Origin of the sequence: Rhodococcus sp. Leaf247 (assembly GCF_001426185.1) — a bacterium.
In the GTDB taxonomy this organism is placed as follows: Bacteria; Actinomycetota; Actinomycetes; order Mycobacteriales; family Mycobacteriaceae; genus Rhodococcoides.
Genome location: NZ_LMRP01000001.1, coordinates 1,031,566 through 1,051,335, shown reverse-complemented (window position 1 = coordinate 1,051,335; position 19,770 = coordinate 1,031,566). Strand labels below are relative to the sequence as shown.

19 protein-coding genes, 1 pseudogene and 1 riboswitch are annotated in these 19,770 nt (G+C 68.2%); of the genes and pseudogenes, 12 read left to right on the top strand and 8 right to left on the bottom strand.

Going from position 1 to position 19,770, the window contains the following annotated elements; all coding sequences use genetic code 11:
• Window position 1 precedes the first annotated feature (1 nt).
• Window positions 2–949, top strand: coding sequence for a proline dehydrogenase family protein (locus ASG64_RS04970; protein ID WP_042574476.1), 948 nt, complete (start codon window positions 2–4; stop codon window positions 947–949).
• A 344-nt stretch (window positions 950–1,293) separates the two neighbouring features.
• Here ASG64_RS04970 and ASG64_RS04965 read toward each other — a convergent pair whose 3' ends face one another.
• Both ASG64_RS04965 and ASG64_RS04960 read right to left on the bottom strand, forming a co-directional pair.
• Window positions 1,294–1,992: an anti-sigma factor gene (locus tag ASG64_RS04965; protein WP_042574558.1), complete on the bottom strand. Its 699-nt coding sequence runs from the start codon at window positions 1,990–1,992 to the stop codon at window positions 1,294–1,296.
• Window positions 1,993–2,175: 183 nt separating this feature from the next.
• Entirely contained in the window at window positions 2,176–2,697 is a 522-nt protein-coding gene (locus ASG64_RS04960; RefSeq protein WP_056072719.1) for an Lrp/AsnC family transcriptional regulator, read from the bottom strand.
• Window positions 2,698–2,791: 94 nt separating this feature from the next.
• On the opposite strand from ASG64_RS04960, the gene ald reads away from it, so the two are divergent.
• Both ald and ASG64_RS04950 read left to right on the top strand, forming a co-directional pair.
• A complete protein-coding gene (ald, locus tag ASG64_RS04955) occupies window positions 2,792–3,877 on the top strand; it encodes an alanine dehydrogenase (protein ID WP_056070533.1) in 1,086 nt (361 codons plus the stop codon).
• Between the two features lie 11 nt (window positions 3,878–3,888).
• Entirely contained in the window at window positions 3,889–4,590 is a 702-nt protein-coding gene (locus ASG64_RS04950; RefSeq protein ID WP_056070530.1) for a dienelactone hydrolase family protein, read from the top strand.
• Here the strand turns inward: ASG64_RS04950 and ASG64_RS04945 are convergent.
• Window positions 4,587–5,459 carry an ABC transporter gene (locus ASG64_RS04945; RefSeq protein WP_235579486.1) on the bottom strand — a complete coding sequence of 291 codons (873 nt, stop codon included), beginning with the start codon at window positions 5,457–5,459 and terminating at the stop codon, window positions 4,587–4,589. The two genes, ASG64_RS04950 and ASG64_RS04945, sit on opposite strands and share 4 nt — an antisense overlap.
• 34 nt (window positions 5,460–5,493) lie before the next feature.
• Window positions 5,494–5,808 carry a DMT family transporter gene (locus ASG64_RS04940; protein ID WP_042574479.1) on the bottom strand — a complete coding sequence of 105 codons (315 nt, stop codon included), beginning with the start codon at window positions 5,806–5,808 and terminating at the stop codon, window positions 5,494–5,496.
• 15 nt (window positions 5,809–5,823) lie between these two features.
• Window positions 5,824–5,886, bottom strand: a riboswitch (guanidine-III (ykkC-III) riboswitch).
• Window positions 5,887–5,993: 107 nt separating this feature from the next.
• Between ASG64_RS04940 and ASG64_RS04935 the strand changes: the two genes are divergently transcribed.
• Together ASG64_RS04935 and ASG64_RS04930 are read left to right on the top strand one after the other, a co-directional pair.
• Complete coding sequence (locus ASG64_RS04935) at window positions 5,994–6,710, top strand: response regulator transcription factor (protein ID WP_056072715.1); 717 nt, start codon at window positions 5,994–5,996, stop codon at window positions 6,708–6,710.
• A pseudogene (locus tag ASG64_RS04930) lies at window positions 6,707–8,104 on the top strand (sensor histidine kinase); the annotation flags it as partial. The gene ASG64_RS04935 and the pseudogene ASG64_RS04930, both read left to right, overlap by 4 nt.
• An 18-nt stretch (window positions 8,105–8,122) precedes the next feature.
• Here the strand turns inward: ASG64_RS04930 and ASG64_RS21450 are convergent.
• Window positions 8,123–8,737 (bottom strand): LysE/ArgO family amino acid transporter, encoded by a 615-nt coding sequence (locus tag ASG64_RS21450; RefSeq protein ID WP_056070527.1) that lies wholly within the window; start codon window positions 8,735–8,737, stop codon window positions 8,123–8,125.
• A 72-nt stretch (window positions 8,738–8,809) separates the two neighbouring features.
• Here ASG64_RS21450 and ASG64_RS04920 point away from each other — a divergent pair, with 72 nt between their 5' ends.
• Complete coding sequence (locus ASG64_RS04920; protein ID WP_056070524.1) at window positions 8,810–9,709, top strand: LysR family transcriptional regulator ArgP; 900 nt, start codon at window positions 8,810–8,812, stop codon at window positions 9,707–9,709.
• On the opposite strand, the gene ASG64_RS04915 is transcribed toward ASG64_RS04920, so the two are convergent.
• Window positions 9,669–10,097, bottom strand: a complete 429-nt coding sequence (locus ASG64_RS04915) for an HIT family protein (protein WP_042574482.1) — start codon at window positions 10,095–10,097, stop codon at window positions 9,669–9,671. The genes ASG64_RS04920 and ASG64_RS04915 overlap by 41 nt on opposite strands.
• Window positions 10,098–10,206: 109 nt before the next feature.
• Here ASG64_RS04915 and ASG64_RS04910 point away from each other — a divergent pair, with 109 nt between their 5' ends.
• Together ASG64_RS04910 and ASG64_RS04905 are read left to right on the top strand one after the other, a co-directional pair.
• Complete coding sequence (locus tag ASG64_RS04910) at window positions 10,207–11,466, top strand: bifunctional glycosyltransferase family 2/GtrA family protein (RefSeq protein WP_056070521.1); 1,260 nt, start codon at window positions 10,207–10,209, stop codon at window positions 11,464–11,466.
• Window positions 11,463–13,454 (top strand): ArnT family glycosyltransferase, encoded by a 1,992-nt coding sequence (locus tag ASG64_RS04905; RefSeq protein ID WP_056070516.1) that lies wholly within the window; start codon window positions 11,463–11,465, stop codon window positions 13,452–13,454. Before ASG64_RS04910 ends, ASG64_RS04905 begins: the two co-directional genes overlap by 4 nt.
• A gap of 61 nt (window positions 13,455–13,515) precedes the next feature.
• On the opposite strand, the gene ASG64_RS22005 is transcribed toward ASG64_RS04905, so the two are convergent.
• Together ASG64_RS22005 and ASG64_RS22000 are read right to left on the bottom strand one after the other, a co-directional pair.
• Window positions 13,516–13,983: an ArsR/SmtB family transcription factor gene (locus tag ASG64_RS22005; RefSeq protein WP_056070512.1), complete on the bottom strand. Its 468-nt coding sequence runs from the start codon at window positions 13,981–13,983 to the stop codon at window positions 13,516–13,518.
• Complete coding sequence (locus ASG64_RS22000) at window positions 13,980–15,071, bottom strand: serine hydrolase (RefSeq protein WP_056070509.1); 1,092 nt, start codon at window positions 15,069–15,071, stop codon at window positions 13,980–13,982. Before ASG64_RS22000 ends, ASG64_RS22005 begins: the two co-directional genes overlap by 4 nt.
• 107 nt (window positions 15,072–15,178) lie before the next feature.
• On the opposite strand from ASG64_RS22000, the gene purD reads away from it, so the two are divergent.
• The 4 genes from purD to purB are packed head-to-tail and all read left to right on the top strand — an operon-like array spanning window position 15,179 to window position 19,714.
• The gene (purD, locus tag ASG64_RS04890) at window positions 15,179–16,438 is read left to right on the top strand and encodes a phosphoribosylamine--glycine ligase (RefSeq protein ID WP_056072713.1); all 1,260 of its coding nucleotides are present in this window, start codon (window positions 15,179–15,181) and stop codon (window positions 16,436–16,438) included.
• 1 nt (window position 16,439) lies between these two features.
• Window positions 16,440–17,597 carry a pyridoxal phosphate-dependent aminotransferase gene (locus tag ASG64_RS04885; protein ID WP_056070506.1) on the top strand — a complete coding sequence of 386 codons (1,158 nt, stop codon included), beginning with the start codon at window positions 16,440–16,442 and terminating at the stop codon, window positions 17,595–17,597.
• Between the two features lie 57 nt (window positions 17,598–17,654).
• Window positions 17,655–18,281, top strand: coding sequence for a TetR/AcrR family transcriptional regulator (locus ASG64_RS04880; protein WP_056070502.1), 627 nt, complete (start codon window positions 17,655–17,657; stop codon window positions 18,279–18,281).
• An 11-nt stretch (window positions 18,282–18,292) separates the two neighbouring features.
• Window positions 18,293–19,714 carry an adenylosuccinate lyase gene (gene purB / locus ASG64_RS04875; protein ID WP_056070500.1) on the top strand — a complete coding sequence of 474 codons (1,422 nt, stop codon included), beginning with the start codon at window positions 18,293–18,295 and terminating at the stop codon, window positions 19,712–19,714.
• Window positions 19,715–19,770 lie beyond the last annotated feature (56 nt).

Below are 19,770 nucleotides of genomic sequence, written 5' to 3'. Positions count from 1 at the left end.
GATGCCGACCAATCCGCTCCGTCCCGTCCTGCTCGCCGCCGGGCGCTCGCACCGACTCGAACGCGTCGTCGCGAAGTCGGCGCTGACCCGTTCGCTGGTCCAGAGGTTCATCGCCGGAAGCACCGAGCCGGAGGTCCTGGCATCGGTCCGCGGCCTGCTCGCCTCCGGTCGCGCCATCAGCGTCGACTACCTCGGCGAGGACACCACCGACGCCGCGCAGGCCACGGCCACCGTCGACGCCTACCTGTCGCTACTGCACTCCTACGCCGCACTGCGAGCGCCCGGTGAGCACGCGCTCGAGGTGTCTCTCAAGTTGTCGGCCCTGGGGCAATCGCTGCCGGGGGACGGCCACGACGTCGCGCTGGCCAACGCACACAAGGTCTGCGCCGCCGCGGACGCCGCGGGCGTCTGGGTCACCGTCGACGCGGAAGACCACACCACCACCGACTCGACGCTGTCCATCGTGCGGGAGCTGCGCAAGGACTTCCCGTCGTTGGGCACCGTCCTGCAGGCGTACCTTCACCGCACGGAGCAGGACTGCCGCGACCTGTCCGGCCCCGGATCGCGAATTCGCCTGTGCAAGGGCGCGTATCGCGAGCCGGAGGCGGTCGCATTCCAGAAGAAGGAGGACGTCGACGCCTCCTACGAACGGTGCCTGCGCGTGCTGATGGAGGGCGACGGCTACCCCATGGTCGCCTCCCACGACCCACGGATGATCGACGCTGCACTCCGCGACGCCGCTGAGCTCGGCCGCGGTCCCGGCGACATGGAGTTTCAAATGCTGTACGGAATCCGCGACGGCGAACAGGTCCGGCTGGCGTCCGAAGGTCACCGCGTCCGCGTCTACGTACCGTTCGGCACCCAGTGGTACGGCTACTTCATGCGTCGGCTGGCGGAGCGTCCGGCGAACATGACGTTCTTCCTCCGCTCACTTCTCTCCCGCTCCTGAGCCGGTTCGCGCGTCCGTCGAAGCTTCCGTCCCGGCACGACTCACCGAGGGCGGGAGTGAAGATGGTGTCACCGCACGTGCGGCAATAGTGCGTGCGGTGATGGCCGATGCCGCACGAGCATGCCCGCGCGCCGACCAGAACCGAACGGGCCTGCAGCGCATGGCCGTTGGTGCAGGTAGCGGGCGCTTCCTCGTGCCACACCCCGTTCATGAGATGCAGCTGCCGACGGCGGTTCATCACGGACGTCTCCTCGGGAATCACACGTCACGAGGGAAGGTCTGACGTCGGGCGGTGCAGTGACATCACCCTACAACACATCGAACATGTGTTCGACAGCGATGCGTCAGGCGAGATCGACGCGCGCGACGGCACCCGAGGTGGGGAACGGCGAACCGCCCGCAGGTTCGACGGTGACCGACAAAGCGGTGGCGTCGTCGACAGGAACGGAGGCCGGCACCGCCAGGGCATCGGCGTCCATGGTGCCGACGGACACGGGTGTGCCTTCGATGAGCCAGACCTGGTAGACCGAGCCGGCGGGAGGCGCCTCCACTCCCGTCATGTGCACGATCGCGCGATCCTGGCCGGGTACGTAGTCGACGGTCATCGTTCCGCCGCCGACGACGGGTGATTCCAGCGGAGCGGCCACCGCCACGACGGGCGCGTCCGCAGTCGTGTTCTGCTGGAACGTGACTGCGCCTCCGACGGCGACCACGGCGGCCGCAGCAGCGACCAGGGCCGCGGTGCGTCGACCGCGACGGCGAGACGGGCGGAGCGGAACGACGGTGGCTCCGGCGACCGGCACCTGGTGCGTGTCCTCGACGGCACCGAGAATGCGATCGCGCAGTTCGGCCGGTGCGGGCACTCGTGTCGACTCGGACGTGACGGCCATGGTCTCGCGGACGTCGCGCACGATGGCGTCGAAGCGGCGCCGCGTCGATGTGTCGGAGTTGTCGAGTCGAGTCATGGTCTCGAACTGCTCGGACGCTGCCATCGCATCCAGAGCGCATACGTACGCGAGCTCGAGGAGATCTCTGTCAGGCATCCTGAGAGGCTGATCGGGCGAACCGTGGTCGCTCATCTCGAAGTGCCTCCATGTGTCGAATAGGGCTCAGGCAGAGAGTGGGCGACACAGAACCCCCGTTACATCCACGGCCGTCTCTCCTGGCAAGTACACCGGGTATTCGGTGCGCTCGACCGGCCGGATGGGCACCCCCTCCGCAGGCGGTCACCCGCCGTCCACCAAGCGCGGCCGTAGGTGTTCGAAGATGAGGATCGTCTCGGTCGAGGCCACGGAGGGATGAGCACTGAGGTTCTGGACGACGAAGTCGCGGAGATGTGCGGAATCCTGCATCGCCACGTGGATCAGATAGTCGTCCGCTCCGGCGATAAAGTAGACGTCGAGTACCTCCGAGTGCGCGGTGAACGATTCCGCGAACTCGCCGAGGTGGCGCCGCGCTCCGGCGAGCAGGCGGACGGCGATCATGGCTTGGAGACCCTGCCCCAGGGCGGCCGGGTCGATGTCGGCATGGAATCCACGGATGACGCCGCGCTCGACCAGTGACCGCACGCGGCCGAGGCACGTGGACGGGGCGATGCCCGCTCTTCCGGCCAGTGTGTTGTTGGGGATGCGGGCATCGACGGCCAGTTCCCGCAGGATGACGCGGTCGACACGGTCCAGCGTCGAGGGCCGAAGATTGTTCGACGTGACCGGGTCCGACAGGCCGAGGTCCGACGATTCGATGTCCATGACGGCATCGTAGAGAATTATCTTCACTCGGATCGCGGAGATGGCGAACAAAGTTCACGATATGGGGACGTATTCCGACTGGAAAGGACCCGTCATGAAGATCGGCATCCCCCGTGAGCTGAAGAACCACGAATACCGGGTGGCGGCGGGCCCGGCCGGTGTCCACGAGATGGTGGGTCGCGGGCACCGGGTCCTGATCGAGACCGGCGCGGGCGAGGGTTCCTCGTTCTCGGACGCCGACTTCAAGGCGGCCGGTGCGGACGTCAGGCGCTCCGCGGACGAGGTCTGGGACGAGGCCGACCTGCTGCTCAAGGTCAAGGAACCGATCGCGGCCGAGTACTCCCGACTTCGGGCCGGTCAGACTCTCTTCACCTATCTGCACCTGGCCGCGTCGGCCGACTGCACCGACGCCCTCCTCGCGTCGGGAACGACGGCCATCGCCTACGAGACGGTGACGGGGCGCGGCGGCGGACTCCCGTTGCTCGCGCCGATGAGCGAGGTCGCCGGCCGCTTGGCGACGCAGGCCGGCGCCTACCACCTGATGAAGCAGGCCGGTGGCCGCGGAGTGCTGATGGGGGGTGTGCCCGGAGTGAGTCCGGCGTCGGTGGTCGTCATCGGCGCCGGGGTGTCCGGCTCGCACGCCGTCTCGATGGCGCACGGTCTCGGAGCGGACGTGACCGTCTTCGATCTGGACGTCGACAAGTTGCGGGTGATCGACGCGAGATACCGCGGCCAGGTCAAGACCCTGGTGTCCACCACGTGGGAACTCGAACAGGCGGTCGTGAACGCCGACCTCGTCATCGGCGCGGTCCTGGTGCCCGGGGCGAAGGCCCCCACACTCGTGTCGGACGCGTTGGTGGCGCGGATGAAGCCGGGATCCGTCCTCGTCGACATCGCCATCGATCAAGGTGGCTGCTTCGAGAGCTCACACCCCACCACCCACGACGATCCGACGTTCGCGGTGCACGACTCGCTGTTCTACTGCGTCGCCAACATGCCGGGGTCCGTTCCGCGCACGTCGACGCAAGCGCTGATCAACGCGACCCTGCCCTACGTGCTCACGTTGGCGGACCAGGGATGGGAGCAGGCGTGCCGCACGATGCCCGGTCTCGCCGACGGTCTCAGTGTCCACGACGGCGACCTGCTCTCGGACACCGTGAGAACGGCGCTGGGTCGCTAGAGTCGGCCGGTATGACTGTCATCCAGGTCGACACCGGTACCGATCGCATCGACGCGACACTCGCGACACCGTCGGGAGAGGGGCCGTGGCCGGCGGTCGTGATCGTGCACGACGTGTTCGGCATGTCGGACGACGTCCGCAACATCGCACAGCGATTCGCGGACAAGGGGTACCTGGCTCTGGTGCCCGACCTGTACGCACGAGGTGGCCGGGCCAAGTGCGTCGTCGGGGTGTTCCGGTCGCTGTTCGCCCGCCAGGGGCAGGCCGTCGACGATCTGATGGCGTGTCGCGACGCGCTGGTCGCGCGGGACGACACGACGGACTCCGTGGCCATCGTGGGGTTCTGCATGGGCGGCGGATTCGCCTTGGCCCTGGCGCCTCGTGGATTCGACGCCAGCGCGCCCTTCTACGGTGTGCTCCCCAAGAACATCGAGGAGGCACTCGAGGGCGCGTGCCCCATCGTCGCCAGCTTCGGTAAGCACGACCCGGTTCTGCAGGGAGCCGGCAAGAAGGTCGAGAAGGTGTTGCAGGACAAGGGGATCGAGCACGACGTGAAGACGTACCCGGGTGCCGGCCACAGCTTCGCGAACGATTCGGCACGAGGTCCCGCCGCACTACTGCTCCGCATCACCGGTTTCGGCTACAAGCACGATCAGTCGGAGGATGCGTTCGCCCGCGTCTTCGACTTCTTCGGGCGCCACGTGAAGAACTAGCGTCCGACTCCCGGCCCCTGCAGCGCACCGCGCACCTCGCCGGTCTTGGGCTCGATGGCGCCGCGACTCTTGACCCATCGGCTGGGCAGCTTGCCCACCAGCTCGCCCAGCGGGTTCACCGCCGCCGCGAGAACGTCGACGGTGTCCTGCAGGATCTCCACGCTGGCGCTCATGCGTTCGAGGTTGGGCGCCAGCGAGCTGAGCGACTCGGCGACGGTGACCAGCTGATCCAGCGGGCCGTTCTTCGCCGTGAGTCGTTTGATGGCGCCGTCGTCTCCGAGAAGCGTCTCCACCAGGCCGCCCTCGGCGATGGCCGTGTCGATCACGCCGTTCTTCTTGGTCAGCGCCTCGATGACGCCGCCCTCCATGGTCAGCAGCTCGATCGGACCGTCCTTCGCCGTCAACCGCTCGATGGGACCGTCGACGGCGGTGAGCCGGTCGAGCAGTCCTCCCTCGGCCAGCAGTCGATCCAAGGCACCGTCCTCGGCGAGGACTCGGGTGAGGGGACCGTCGTCGGCGAGGATGCGTTCGAGCGGACCGCCGGGTTCGAGCAACCTGTCGAGGGTGCCGCCCTTGCTGGTGAGTCGGTCGACGGCGCCACCCGGCTCGAGCAGGCGATCCAGCGGTCCACCGGGTCGCAGAGCGTGGCCGAACGCCCGGTCGTCCGAGGTGAGTTCGGCAAGTTGACCCAGAAGGGCCAGCGGTCCGCCGCGCGGATTGGCCAGCGCGAAGGCGTCGATCGAGCCGGACGCTCCGGCGGCCAGAGCCATCCTCGTCGTCGCGACGGCGGATTCGGCGACGCCGACTGCAGACTCGGCGACCGCCAGCCCGACGCGCACCGGCAATGTGACTGCGGACACCCAGTTCATGGGGTCACTGTAACCCTGCATCCGACGTCGCGGATCAGTGCGCGAGCTTCAATCCGATCACGCAGCCGACCAGGCCCGCGATGAGCGCGATCTTGATCGGGGTGGCGGACTCGGTGCCCGACACCATCGCGTAGACGACGGTGAGGGACGCGCCGATCCCGACCCATACGGCATACGCCGTGCCGGTGGGAATCGTGCGCATCGCGTAGGCCAGCCCGCCCATGCTCATCACCAGCGCCGTGCCGAAGACGATGGTGGGTACGGGACGAGTGAAGCCCTCGGACTTCCCCAGTGCCGTCGCCCAGACGGCCTCGAGGACGCCGGACAGTACGAGAACGATCCAAGCCATGTGTCGTCGACTCTCCTGGCACCGTCTTGTCGCTGGCCGGGTACGGTGCGCTCGTCCGGGTCTGTGTCAGCAGTCTGCCCTCGACCGTAGCAAAGTCGCCGCGGCTCACAGCAAGCTCACAGCGACGCCCCGGGTAGATGTCAGCACCGACGGACACGATGGCAGTCGTGAGCGAGAATTCCACCATGACGACGTCGCGCCCCTCCACGACTGCCGAGGCCAAGGTGCTCGTCGTCGACGACGAGCCGACCATCGTCGAGCTGCTGTCGGTGAGTCTGAAATTCCAGGGCTTCGAGGTGCGCACCGCATCGGGCGGCCCGGCGGCGCTCGACGTCGCGCGAACCTTCAAGCCGGACGCCCTCATTCTCGACGTCATGATGCCGGACATGGACGGCTTCGGGTTGCTGCGACGACTGCGCGCCGACGGTATCGACGCACCGGCCCTGTTCCTCACCGCACGAGATTCGGTGGAGGACAAGGTGACCGGGTTGACGATGGGCGCCGACGACTACGTCACCAAGCCGTTCAGTCTCGAGGAAGTCGTCGCACGGCTCCGCGTGATCCTGCGCCGGTCGGCACCCGGGCCGCTGACGCAGCCGTCCCGGCTCGTGTTCGCGGACATCGAACTCGACGACGACACCCACGAGGTGTGGAAGGCCGGCGAACCGGTGGCGCTGTCGCCGACCGAGTTCACGCTGTTGCGCTACCTGATGGTCAACGCCGGAACGGTGCTGTCCAAGCCGCGCATCCTCGACCACGTCTGGCACTACGACTTCGGCGGCGAGGTGGGCGTCGTGGAGTCCTACGTCTCCTACCTGCGCCGGAAGGTGGACACGACGGAACCACGGTTGATCCATACGCTGCGCGGGGTCGGGTACGTCCTGCGGGAACCGCGACGGTGAGGCGCCGTCTCGGGGCCGTCCCGCTCCGCGTCACGCTGGTGGCGGTGCTGCTGCTGCTCGTGGCGTTCGGCCTCGCGGGCTCCGGCGTGGCCGTCACGAGTGCTCTGCAGAACACGCTGACCCAGCGTGTCGACGAGCAGTTGATGGATGCTGCATCGGGATGGGCCAAGCCGCGTGGTGACCGCTTCCTCGGTCCGCCTCCGTCCGAGGCGAATCCGCTGCGACCGCCGGCAGCGTTCTACGTGCGCGCCGTCGGGGCGGACGGGTCCGTCCGCGAGCCGGTGAGCGACCTCGGCGACGTCCAACCGGATCTCAGTGGCGCGGTGTCCGCGACGCCCCGAACGGTCGGGTCTCTGGACGGAGTCGATCAGCAGTGGCGGACGGTGACCGTGACCAACTCCGACGGCGAGACCACGGTCGCCATTCCGCTGACGGGAAATCAGGCCATCGTCTCGAGCTTGGTGAGGCTGCAGATCTTCATCGGGCTCGGGGTCATGCTGGTCCTGGGTGTCCTCGCGTACTTCGTGGTCCGGCGCAGTCTGCGGCCGCTGCGTGAAGTGGAGACCACGGCTGCCGCCATCGCCGCCGGAGATCTGCACCGTCGCGTCCCGGAATGGAATCAGCGGACCGAGGTGGGACGACTGTCGGCCGCACTGAACGGGATGCTCGCCCAGATCCAGCAGGCGTTCGCGGCCACCGAGGCGTCGGAGAACGCGGCCCGTGAATCGGAGGACCGGATGCGTCGCTTCGTCGCCGACGCGTCCCACGAACTGCGGACACCGCTGACGACCATCCGCGGATTCGCCGAGCTCTACCGCCAAGGCGCGATGACCGACACCGAGATGTTGATGACCCGCATCGGTGGTGAGGCGGCTCGGATGGGGCTGCTGGTCGAGGATCTGCTGATGCTCGCGCGCCTCGACGCGCAGCGCCCGGTCGAGCAGAAGCCCGTCGATCTGCTCAGGATCGCGGCCGACGCCGTGCACGACGCGTCGGCGACCGCGCCCGAGCGGGCCGTGCGCCTCGAGGTGATCGACCACAGCGACGTACCCGAGGTGCTCGGCGACGACGCGCGGCTACGCCAGGTTCTGAGCAACCTGGTGAGCAACGCGTTGCGGCACACCCCGGTCACCGCGTCGGTCACCGTCGCCGTCGGAACCGTGGGTGAGACAGCGGTTCTCGAAGTACGCGACACCGGGCCGGGCCTGAGTGAGGACGACGCGGACCGAGTGTTCGAGCGCTTCTACCGCACCGACAGGTCACGCACGCGCGAGAGCGGCGGCAGTGGACTGGGGCTCTCGATCGTGTCGGCTCTGGTCGCGGCGCACGGCGGCCACGTGTCCGTGCACAGCGTGCCGGGGGAGGGTGCCACGTTCCGGGTCGAACTGCCCCGACTCCTGCCACTCGCCGACTCAGCCGGCTACCAGTCCCTCGACCAGGACGACGGCGATGAGGAGCATGACGACACCGATCACGACGTCGAGGACTCGCCAGGCGACGGGCTTGGCGAAGATCGGCGTCGCGAAGCGGGCGCCGAAACCGAGAGCCGTGAACCACACCACGCTGCCCAGGACAGCGCCGGCAGCGAACCACCAACGCGCTGAACCGGTTTCACGATTGGCCACCGATCCCAGGAACACCACGGTGTCCAGATACACGTGCGGGTTGAGCCAGGTCAGAGCCACACTCGTCAGAATCACCGATCGCAGGGACGCGCCGGTTGCAGTCTTCTCGACCGTCAGCGCGGACGGGTGCAGGGCGCGTCGGAAAGCGGTGAGGCCGTACACGGTCAGGAAGACGACGCCGGCGACGGTCACGACGGTGACGGCCGTCGGGTAGGTCTCGACCACGACGCCGATGCCGGACACACCGGCAAGAATCAGGATCGCGTCGGACAGCGCGCACACCAGCACTACCGCGAGGACGTGCTGCCGGGCGATTCCTTGACGCAGCACGAAGGCGTTCTGTGCGCCGATGGCGACGATGAGTGAGAGGCCGACACCGAAGCCGACCAGCATGGATGACATGCGACGAACGCTAGGGCGTGGTTGTAATGCAGTCCAGCTCATGTTTTTCAGCAGTCATGAGCGTAGCTTCATATGATGCAGTCCGACCAGCTCGAAGCCCTGCGCGCCGTGGTCGACGACGGCACATTCGAGGCCGCCGCTCGCTCGCTTCACATCACGCCCTCGGCCGTGAGTCAACGCATCAAGGCGCTGGAGGTGAGTGTCGGCGCCGTCCTGGTCACGCGCACGAAGCCGGTGGCGCCCACCGAGTCAGGGGCGGTGTTGTTGCGTCTCGCCCGTCAGATCCAGACGCTGACCGACGGCGCCGTGCACGAGTTGCGTGCGACCGACGGCGTCGCGCGCGTGTCCCTGGCCGTCAACTCCGATTCGCTGGCCACGTGGGTACTGCCGGCGTTGGCGCCGCTTGCGGGTTCGGTGATCCTGGACATCCACCGCGACGACCAGGACTACACCGCGGACCTTCTCCGAGGAGGGACCGTCACCGCCGCGGTGACCTCGGTGGATTCCGCCGTGCGGGGATGCTCGTCCACCGCGCTCGGCTCGATGCTCTACCGACCCTGTGCGACAGAGAGTTTCGTGGATCGGTTCTTTGCCGACGGCATCACGCCCGCGGCGCTGTCGCACGCCCACGTGATCGCATTCGACGAGAAGGACTCGCTGCAGGATCGCTACCTGTCGCTCCACGGTGTCGGCGCGTACACCCCGCCGCGACATCTGGTGCCGTCATCGACCGAGTACGCGCGGGCGGTGGGCCTGGGCTTCGGATGGGGGATGGTGCCGGATCAACAGCGAGACGATCTGGACGTGGTCGAACTGGACGACACCGTCATCGACGTGGCGCTGTTCTGGCAACAGTGGTCGCTCGCATCACCGGCCCTCGACGCCGTCGCCCACGCCGTCATCGGAGCGGCGCGGACGATGCTGGCCCGGGTCAGCGCGTCGGAACGTGCTGACCGTGACCGAACGAGGTGAGGGCAGCCGTGATCTTCTCCTGTGCCTCGTCCAACGACTCGGGCGACGGTGAGGTGTCGGCCTTCGTGATGTCGAAGTCGGCCATGTCGAACGCCGGGAAGACGTGCAGGTGCAGGTGCGGCACCTCGAGACCGGCGATCAACAACCCGGCACGCGGCGCCCCGAATGCTGTGCGCACCGCCTTGCCCACCGTCTGCGCGACGGACGTGAGAGCGCCGAACGTGGCGGGATCGATGTCCTGCCACTGATCGATCTCCGCTCGGGGAACGATCAACGTGTGGCCCTGCGTGACCGGGGCGATGGTGAGGAACCCGACCACGTCGTCGTCCTCCCAGACGAAGCGACCGGGGATGTCGCCGGCGATGATTGCGCTGAACACGGATGCCATGATGCGACTGTAATGGTCGGGCGCGGTCCTGCGCGGTGGCCTGACGCTCCCGGGTAACTCCCGGGTCGAGCCCGGGGCGGTCCCGGGGCGCGGAGCGAGTGTTCAGGTCATGACAACTGATTCCATCGAACGGCCGGAGTTCCGGGCGCGGCGGCGCGGGGGTGTGGCCACCGTCGAGGTCGTCGTTCCCGTCTACAACGAGCAGGACGGCATCGAGGCGTGTGTGCGCCGGCTGCACGCCTACCTCGCCGTCGATGTCCCCTATTCCACGCGCATCACCGTCGCCGACAACGCGAGTACCGACGAGACGCGCGCCATCGCCGAGCGGCTCGCCGCGGAACTCGACGGGGTCGCAGTCCGTCATCTCGACGAGAAGGGGCGCGGCCGAGCACTCAAGGCGGTGTGGCTCGAGTCGGACGCCGACATCGTGGCCTACATGGACGTGGACCTGTCCACCGATCTACGAGCGCTCATGCCGCTCCTGGCACCGCTTGCATCCGGCCACTCGGACCTGGCCATCGGGTCCCGCCTGGCGACGTCGTCGCGGGTCGTCCGAGGAGCCAAGCGAGAGTTCATCTCTCGCAGCTACAACGTGATCCTCCGCACGTCGTTGCGCGCGAAGTTCTCCGACGCCCAGTGCGGATTCAAGGCGATCCGCACCGACGTCGCCCGGAAGATCCTGCCGCTCGTCGAGGACGCCGGATGGTTCTTCGACACGGAGTTGCTGGTGATTGCCGAACGTGTCGGGCTGCGGATCCACGAGGTGCCCGTGGACTGGATCGACGATCCCCGCTCGAGCGTCGACATCGTCGACACGGCCGTCGCCGATCTCAAAGGGTGCTGGCGCGTCGGTCGAGCACTCGCCACGGGCGTACTCCCGGTGGCGGACCTGCGTCGCAGCCTGGGGCGGGAGCCGATCGGTCCGGTGACAGGAGTTCCCGTGGGCATGGTCGGACAACTGGTCCGGTTCGGTCTCGTCGGAGTCGCCAGCACCGTCGCCTACGCGGTGCTGTATCTGATGTTGCACACCGTGCTCGGCGCCCAGGGCGCGAACTTCGTTGCACTGCTCGTGACGGCCGTGCTGAACACAGCGGCCAACCGCGCCTTCACCTTCGGCGTCCGCGGTTCCGGCGGCGCAGCGACCCATCACCTCCAGGGACTCGCGGTATTCGTCGTCGGCTGGCTCATCACCGCCGGCTCCCTGTTCGCGCTGCACGACTGGCTCCCGGATGCGTCGAAGCACCTCGAGCTGGCGGTCCTCGTCCTCGCCAATCTGGTTGCCACCGTCACCCGCTTCATCGCCTTGCGATGGGTCTTCCGTACTTCGACGACCGATACTTCTACGACAGATATGGACACGAACCGATGACCACTCTCGTCACCGCTCCCGAAGATCATGCCCGCGGCTACACGCCGCCGTCCCGCCATCGCCGGTGGGAGCCCATCGCCGCTACCGTCCTGATCGTCGGTACGGCCGTCGCCTACCTGCTGAACCTGAGCAGCAACGGGTGGGCCAACTCGTTCTACTCCGCTGCGGTACAGGCAGGTTCGCAATCCTGGGAGGCCTTCTTCTTCGGCTCGTCCGACGCGGCCAATTCCATCACCGTCGACAAGCCCCCGATGTCGCTGTGGCTGATGGAACTGTCGGTCCGAGTCTTCGGCCTGAACTCCTGGGCGATCCTGGTGCCGCAGGTCCTGCTCGGTGCGGCGTCCGTGGCGCTGATGTGGCGCACGGTCCGCCGCCAGTTCGGTCCGGCGGCCGGTCTGCTCGCCGGACTGGTCCTGGCCGTGACTCCCGTTGCGGCTCTGATGTTCCGGTTCAACAATCCGGATGCCCTGCTCAGCTTTTTGATGATCGCGGCGGTGTGGGCGATGCTGCGCGCGGTGGAGGACGGTCGCACCCGATGGTTGGTTCTCGTCGGAGTGTTCGTCGGCTTCGGCTTCCTGACCAAGCAACTCCAGGTCATGCTCGTCGTGCCACCGATCGCCGCGACCTACCTGTTCGCGGGACCGGTATCGGTACGCGCCCGCATCGGGCAGTTGTTCGTCTCGCTCGGCGCCATGATCGTCGCCGCAGGCTGGTGGATCGCGATCGTCGAACTGTGGCCCGCGTCGTCACGCCCCTGGATCGGTGGCTCGCAGAACAACTCGATCCTCGAACTCACGCTCGGCTACAACGGCCTCGGTCGACTCAACGGTGAAGAGACCGGATCGGTCACACCGGGTGGCGGCACCGGCGGCGGGAGCATGTGGGGTGAAACCGGCATCACCAGGGTGTTCGACTCGTCCCAGGGCGGCCAGATCGCCTGGCTGATCCCGGCCGCGTTGATACTCGGTGTCGCCGCGATCGTCCTGCGGGGCAGGGCTCCTCGTGCCGACGCCCGCCGTGCTGCGCTGGTGGTGTGGGGACTGTGGCTGCTGGTGACCGGACTGACGTTCAGCTTCATGGCCGGCATCTTCCACTCGTACTACACCGTGGCGCTGGCACCTGCTGTCGCCGCCGTCGTGGGCATGGGCAGCGTCGCGTTGTGGCGGGCACGTGAGCAGTACTGGACCCGTCTCGTTCTTGCTGTGGCGATGGCCGCAACCGTCGTCACCGAGTGGGTGTTGCTCTCGCGCAGTGCGACATTCGTGCCGTGGCTGAAGGTCGTCGTCGCCGTGGTCGGGGTATTCGCGATCGTGGCCCTGCTGATTCCCCGCCTCACCCGTGGTCGCCTCGCGACGGTGGCTGTGCTGGCCGCTCTGTTCGCCGGACTTGCCGGACCCACGGCCTACGCGGTGGACACCATCGCGACCGCTCACCAAGGTTCCATCGTCACCGCGGGCCCGAACAGCGGCGGCATGGGCTTCGGCCGCGGAGGCGGTAGGGACGACGGCCGCGGAATGCGTGCCGGTCAGGCTCCGGGTGGTCAGGCTCCGGGTGGTCAGGCTCCTGCAGGTCAGGTTCCGGGAGCCCAAGCTCCGACCGGTGCGATGCCCGGCGGCGCGGACGGCGGCGGTATGGGCGGACTGCTCAGCGGCAGCACGCCGAGCGCGGAACTGACCGAGCTGCTCGCGGAGGACGCGGACAGCTACACCTGGGTTGCTGCGGCGATCGGGTCGAACTCGGCGTCCGGGTACCAGTTGGCGACGCAGGACCCGGTCATGCCGATCGGTGGGTTCAACGGCAGCGATCCGTCACCGACGCTGGCGCAGTTCCAGGCCTACGTGCAGCAGGGCGAGATCCACTGGTTCATCGCCGGCGGCGGCATGGGTGGCCGCGACTCCGGAACCTCCGCGGAGATCAGCGAGTGGGTGACAGCGAACTTCACCGCACAGACGGTGGACAACGTGACGCTGTACGACCTGACCGCCTGAGGACCTGGCCGGCAATCCGGTGCGGAAACGTTCGCGTGACGAACATTTCCGCACCGGATTCTCATCGTGTCAGCTCGCCGGCGACGTCCGCGGACGCCAGCATCAACACCAGCGCCGGAACGACGGTCTTCGGTGCCAGGCGGTAGTCCCCGCGGCCGTGCTGCTCGACGACGCGGGCGGACGTCAGTGTCTTCAGGTGGTGGTAGAGCTGGCCCACCGAGGACAACCCGACCGCGGACTGCAGGTCGGTTGCGGTGGCAGGGCCGTGCAGCAGCGCGCGGACGACGGCGAAACGCACCGGGTGCCCCAGCGCGGCCAGGACCTCGACCGACCGATCCGGCGGCAGGTTCAGAACGCCGTCGGGGGAGTAGCCGATGGACCAGGAGACGTCGCCGGACAGGTGAACGTCGCCCGCGTAGGAGATCGAGCCGCCGGTGCCGGGTGATGCCTCACCACCGGATCCCTCCAGCGCGGCGACGCGGGCCTCCAGGGCCGCCACCCTCTCGGCGAGATCCGGTTCGTCGTTCACGACACGCAGGCTATCCGTTCCAGCGTCGCGGGATCCGAGACCGCCTGCAGCAGCAGTCCCTGCTGGGCCGCGAGATTGGACACCGCGGCGGTGTATTCGGCGGTGTCCATCCCGCTGGTGAGCCACACGGCAACGGCGTCGGAACCGTCGGACCTGCGGAACTCGAATGCCTGCGTCAGCACTCCGGGGAGGCTGCCGCCCTTGAATCCCATGGCCGTGAACCCGTCCGGCGGCTCCTGATACTCGAGCTGACGCCGCACGTCGTCCACGCCCGGGCCGAACGAGCCGTCGGCAATGGCGCCGTAGAAGCGGGCCAGGTCGGCGGCCGATCCCCGTGGCCCGACGCGGTCGAAGTAGTCGACCAGGTCGGACTCGGTCGTGGGCGCCGAGTCCTGGCCGTACGTCGCTCGGAAGTCCGTGTCGAAAGCGAATCGCTGGGTGAGCGGCCACAGCTGGTCGGCCGGGACATCGCGATCGAAGACGCCGATCGTCGTGCCGATGAGAGTCGGTGGCTCGAAGTCGGTCCACCCGCCCGCTGCGGCGGCATCCCGCAGGGCGTCGTCTCCGAGGCGGTAACGGAGATAGTCGGGGACAGTGTTGTCGCTCTCGCGGACCATCGCGGAGACCATGTCGTCCAGGCGAACGGTCGCGGCGGGGTCCAGCGCAACCGTCGAGTCGTGGGCGATGCCCAGGCGGTCCAGCGCGGCGATATGTGCTCCGCCGTCCGTTCCCGGGGCGTACCAGCGCTGCCATTCGGACACCGGCACCTGCTCGTCCGGATCGAGTACCCCGGAGGCGACCGCACGGGCGTACGCGCCGAGGTGCACCACCTTGACCGCCGACGCCAACGGCTGATCGCGGTCCGCCGCGTGCACGGCGGTGGTGCCGCGGCCGTCGTCGACGGAGAACGACACCGTGTCGGGATTCTCGGCCGCCAGGCCGATCCACCCGTCCGGCGTCGTGACGTCGGCGGCAGGGGCTGCCGAACACACCGTGGTGTCCGATGCGCTGTCGGAGTCGGGGGTCGCGGCGGTGCATCCCGCAAGAACGGCGGACAGGGCGGTGAGCACTGTGACGGTCCTGATCATCGACGTCCTCCATGTGTTCGGCTATTACGATATTCCGGAATAACGACAATAACAGCATGCCGGTCGCGGAGTCGAGGTCGCAGTGCGCGTGCCAGTACGCTGCTCTCGTGCGAGTACTCGTCATCGGTTCCGGAGCCCGTGAACATGCCCTGCTCATCGCCCTCGCGGCCGATCCCGACGTCAGCGCGGTGATGTGCGCCCCCGGCAACGCGGGGATCGCGACGATCGCGCCGACCTTCGCGGTGGACGTGGCGTCCTCGGAGGCTGTCGTCGCGCTCGCCCGCGAGCGTGCTGCCGACCTGGTCGTCATCGGTCCCGAGGTTCCGCTCGTCCTGGGAGTGGCCGACGCGGTCCGTGAGGCCGGCATCGCGTGCTTCGGCCCGTCCGCCGCAGCAGCACGCATCGAGGGATCGAAGGCCTTCGCCAAGGACGTCATGGCGTCGGCGGGAGTCCGCACAGCCCACAGCGAGATAGTGGACACCCCCGCGCTTCTCGACGCGGCGCTCAACCGCTTCGGCCCCACCTGGGTGGTCAAGGACGACGGGTTGGCCGCCGGCAAGGGCGTCGTCGTCACCGACGATCGGATGAAGGCTCGCGCCCACGCTGCGGAACTGCTCGAGCTGGGCCATCCCGTGCTGCTCGAGTCGTTCCTGTCGGGTCCCGAGGTGTCCCTCTTCTGCTTCGTCGACGGCGAGACGGTGGTTCCGTTGCTGCCCGCACAGGATCACAAGCGAGTCGGCGACGGTGACGTCGGCCCCAACACCGGCGGTATGGGCGCGTACACGCCGTTGCCGTGGCTGCCGCAGGAGATGGTGACGCGCATCGTCGACGAGGTGGTCGTACCCGTCGCTGCCGAGATGGTGGCGCGCGGCTGCCCGTTCACCGGACTGCTGTACGCGGGTCTGGCCGTCGACGCCGAGGGCCCCGCTGTCATCGAATTCAACTGTCGCTTCGGCGATCCCGAGACACAGGCGGTGCTCGCCCTGCTCGAGTCGCCGATCGGGGCTGCTCTGAAGGCGACCGCGACGGGAACGTTGGCGGACCTCCCTGCGCTGCAGTGGAAGCCGGGGTCGGCCGTCACGGTCGTCGTGGCCGCCGAGAACTACCCGGGCCGCCCGCGGACGGGGGATGTCATCACGGGCGCCGACCGTTCCGGGGTGCTGCACGCCGGTACCGCACTGGGCAAGGACGGGGCGTTGGTGTCGGCCGGCGGCCGGGTGCTCAGCGTGGTCGGAACGGGTGCCGATCTGGCCGAGGCCCGCGCCGACGCCTACGAGGTGTTGTCCCACGTGTCGTTGACCGGCAGCCATTTCCGCACCGACATCGGGCTGGCAGCCGAGCGGGGCGACATCGCGATCCCGTCCTGACATGAGGTCGGACAGTCGGCGCTCCCGTATCGAGCCGTTCCACGTCATGGACGTGTTCGCCGCCGCCGCTCGTCGGCAGGAGACGCACGGCGACGTGGTGTCCCTGGCGGCCGGTCAGCCGTCGACGCGAGCGCCGCGCCCGGTACTCGACGCGATGCGGCGAGCGCTGGACGAGGACGTGATCGGGTATTCGGAGTCCCTCGGCAGGGCAGTGCTGCGTCGAACCATCGCCGAGTACCTGACCGGCCGTACCGGCGTGGCGATAGAGGCCGAGGACGTCGTGGTCACCACCGGCTCGTCGGGTGCGTTCACACTGCTGTTCCTCGCGGCCTTCGATCCCGGAGACACGGTGGTGATGGCCCGTCCCGGGTACCCCGCCTATCGAAACACGTTGTCGGCGTTGGGTGCACGCGTGATCGAGCTGGACTGCGGCGAGGACGTGCGCTTCCAACCGACCGTCGCGATGCTCGATGCCCTGGACGAGCCTCCGGCGGGACTGATCGTCGCGAGTCCGGCCAATCCGACGGGCACCATCATCGATCCCGCCGAACTGGAGGCGCTCGCGCGCTGGTGCGACGCGCACGGAACGCTGCTGATCTCCGACGAGATCTACCACGGCATCTCCTACGGGGACCTAGACACACGGAGTGCGCGCGAGTTCTCCGATCAGGCGGTCTCCATCGGGTCGGTGTCCAAGTACTTCTCCATGACGGGATGGCGACTCGGCTGGATGGTGTTGCCGCGCAGTCTCACTCGTGCGGTGGAGCGACTGGCGTCGAACATGACCGTGTGCCCACCGACGGTGTCGCAACTGGCGGCCGTCGCGGCGTTCTCGGACGAGTCGATCGCAGAGCTCGACGGGCACGTGCGCCGCTACGCCGACAACCGGGACGTGCTACTCGGCGGGCTCCGCGCGGCCGGCATCACGCGGCTGGCTCCGGCGGACGGCGCCTTCTACGCCTACGCCGACATCGCACATCTGACCGACGACTCGATGCAGTGGTGCGCGCAGGTGCTCGGGGAGACAGGAGTCGCGGTGGTACCCGGCGCGGACTTCGACATCGTCGACGGTCATCACACGGTGCGGTTCTCCTTCGCCGGGTCGACGGAGGACATGTCGGAGGCACTGCGTCGACTGGCGCCCCGCCTCCGAGGCTGACCGGCATCCCGCCGTTTCCCCTCGACGGCCGTCGAGTCGGTGGCAGCATGTGTAGCCATGTCGACCGGCTCCGCTTCGCGCTCGACGCCCAAGGGTCGGCGTCGGCGGGAAGCCCTCATCTCCGCAGCAGCCGACCTGCTGCTCGCAGGGGGGTACGACGCCGTCCGGCACCGCAGCGTCGCCGCGAAAGCTCGGCTTCCGCTGGCGTCGACTACCTACTATTTCGACTCCCTCGACGACCTCGTGACCCATGCGTCCGAACTGAACGGCGCCAGGGAGCACGAGTTGATCCGTCAGCAGATGGACGGCTTCTCACCGACGGCGCTGGACACCGCCGGGACCGTGAACCTGATGGTCGACCTGCTGATCGGACCCGTCGACAGCGACATCGACCGCCACGATCTGCTGGTCGCGCGGTACGAGCGAGTGCTGGCCGCGGCGCGTCATCCGCAACTGCAGGAACTGCACTGCCGGTTGCGTGCGGACCTCGAGGACATGCTCCTCGACGCACTGTCCTGCGCCGGGCGACCCACCGACCGGGACCATGTGCGACCGTTGTTGGCGCTGGTCGACGGCGTGGTGATGGCCGCGTTGGGTGAGGGCGGAGGCGATCCGCGGGCGCGTGCGCGCGAGGTGCTGCTCGACGCGGTGGACCGTCACGCACCCCTGACTGCCGGGCCGTAAACTGGCCGCTCGTGAGCCGTATCCCGAATGTCCTTGCCAACCGTTACGCCAGCCCCGACATGGCACAGCTGTGGTCGCCCGAACACAAGATCGTGCTCGAACGCCAGCTGTGGATCGCCGTGTTGCGCGCGCAGGCGGAGTTGGGTGTCGACGTTCCGGCCGAGGCCATCGTCGACTACGAGCGAGTTCTCCACCAGGTCGATCTCGGATCCATCGCCGATCGTGAACGCGTCACCCGACACGACGTCAAGGCGCGCATCGAGGAGTTCAACGCCCTCGCCGGCCACGAGCATGTCCACAAGGGTCTGACCAGCCGCGATCTGACGGAGAACGTCGAGCAGCTGCAGATCCTGCGGTCGTTGGAATACGTCTACGACCACGGCATCGCGGTGGCGGCGCGGCTGGCAGAGCGCGCGGCCGAGTACACCGAGATCGTCATGGCCGGCCGCAGCCACAACGTCGCGGCGCAGGCCACGACACTCGGCAAGCGGTTCGCGTCGGCGGCCGACGAACTTCTGGTCGGTCTCACTCGTCTGCGTGAGCTGATCGCGCGGTACCCGTTGCGCGGGATCAAGGGCCCGATGGGCACGGCCCAGGACATGCTCGACCTCCTCGGGGGCGACGAGGAGAAGCTCGCGACACTCGAGAACGCCGTGGCCCAGCATCTCGGATTCGCCACCGTCTTCACCAGCGTCGGTCAGGTGTACCCGCGCTCGCTCGACCACGACGTCGTCTCGGCTCTGGTGCAGGTCGGCGCCGCGCAGTCCTCGTTCGCGCACACGGTGCGGTTGATGGCGGGCCACGAGCTGGTCACCGAGGGCTTCCAGCCCGGCCAGGTCGGATCCTCCGCGATGCCGCACAAGATGAACACCCGGTCCTGCGAACGCGTCAACGGCCTGCAGGTGATCCTGCGCGGATACGGGTCCATGGCCGCCGAGTTGGCGGGGGCGCAGTGGAACGAGGGTGACGTGTTCTGCTCGGTGGTCCGCCGCGTCGCACTGCCGGACGCCTTCTTCGCCATCGACGGGATGATGGAGACCTTCCTGACCGTGCTCGCGGAATTCGGTGCGTACCCGGCCGTGATCGCCCGCGAACTCGACCGCTACCTTCCGTTCCTGGCGACGACCAAGGTGCTCATGGCCGCGGTCCGCGCGGGCGTCGGTCGGGAGACCGCCCACGAGGCGATCAAAGAGCATGCCGTCGCGGTGGCGCTGGCCATGCGGGAACAGGGCAAGGAGCCCGACCTCCTCGACCGACTCGCTGCGGACGAGCGGTTGCCGCTCGACCGCGCAGCGCTCGATGTGGCGCTGGCGGACCGGTCGGCGTTCATCGGGGCGGCGCACGCTCAGGTGGCCGCTGTCGTCGCCGCGGTGCAGGCACTCGTCGACACCCGGCCGGGCGCTGCCGCCTACAGTCCGGCACCGATTCTGTGACTGTCCGCCGTGAGCGCGGCGCTCCGATGTGACCCGTGACGGTCGGCAGGTCCTCC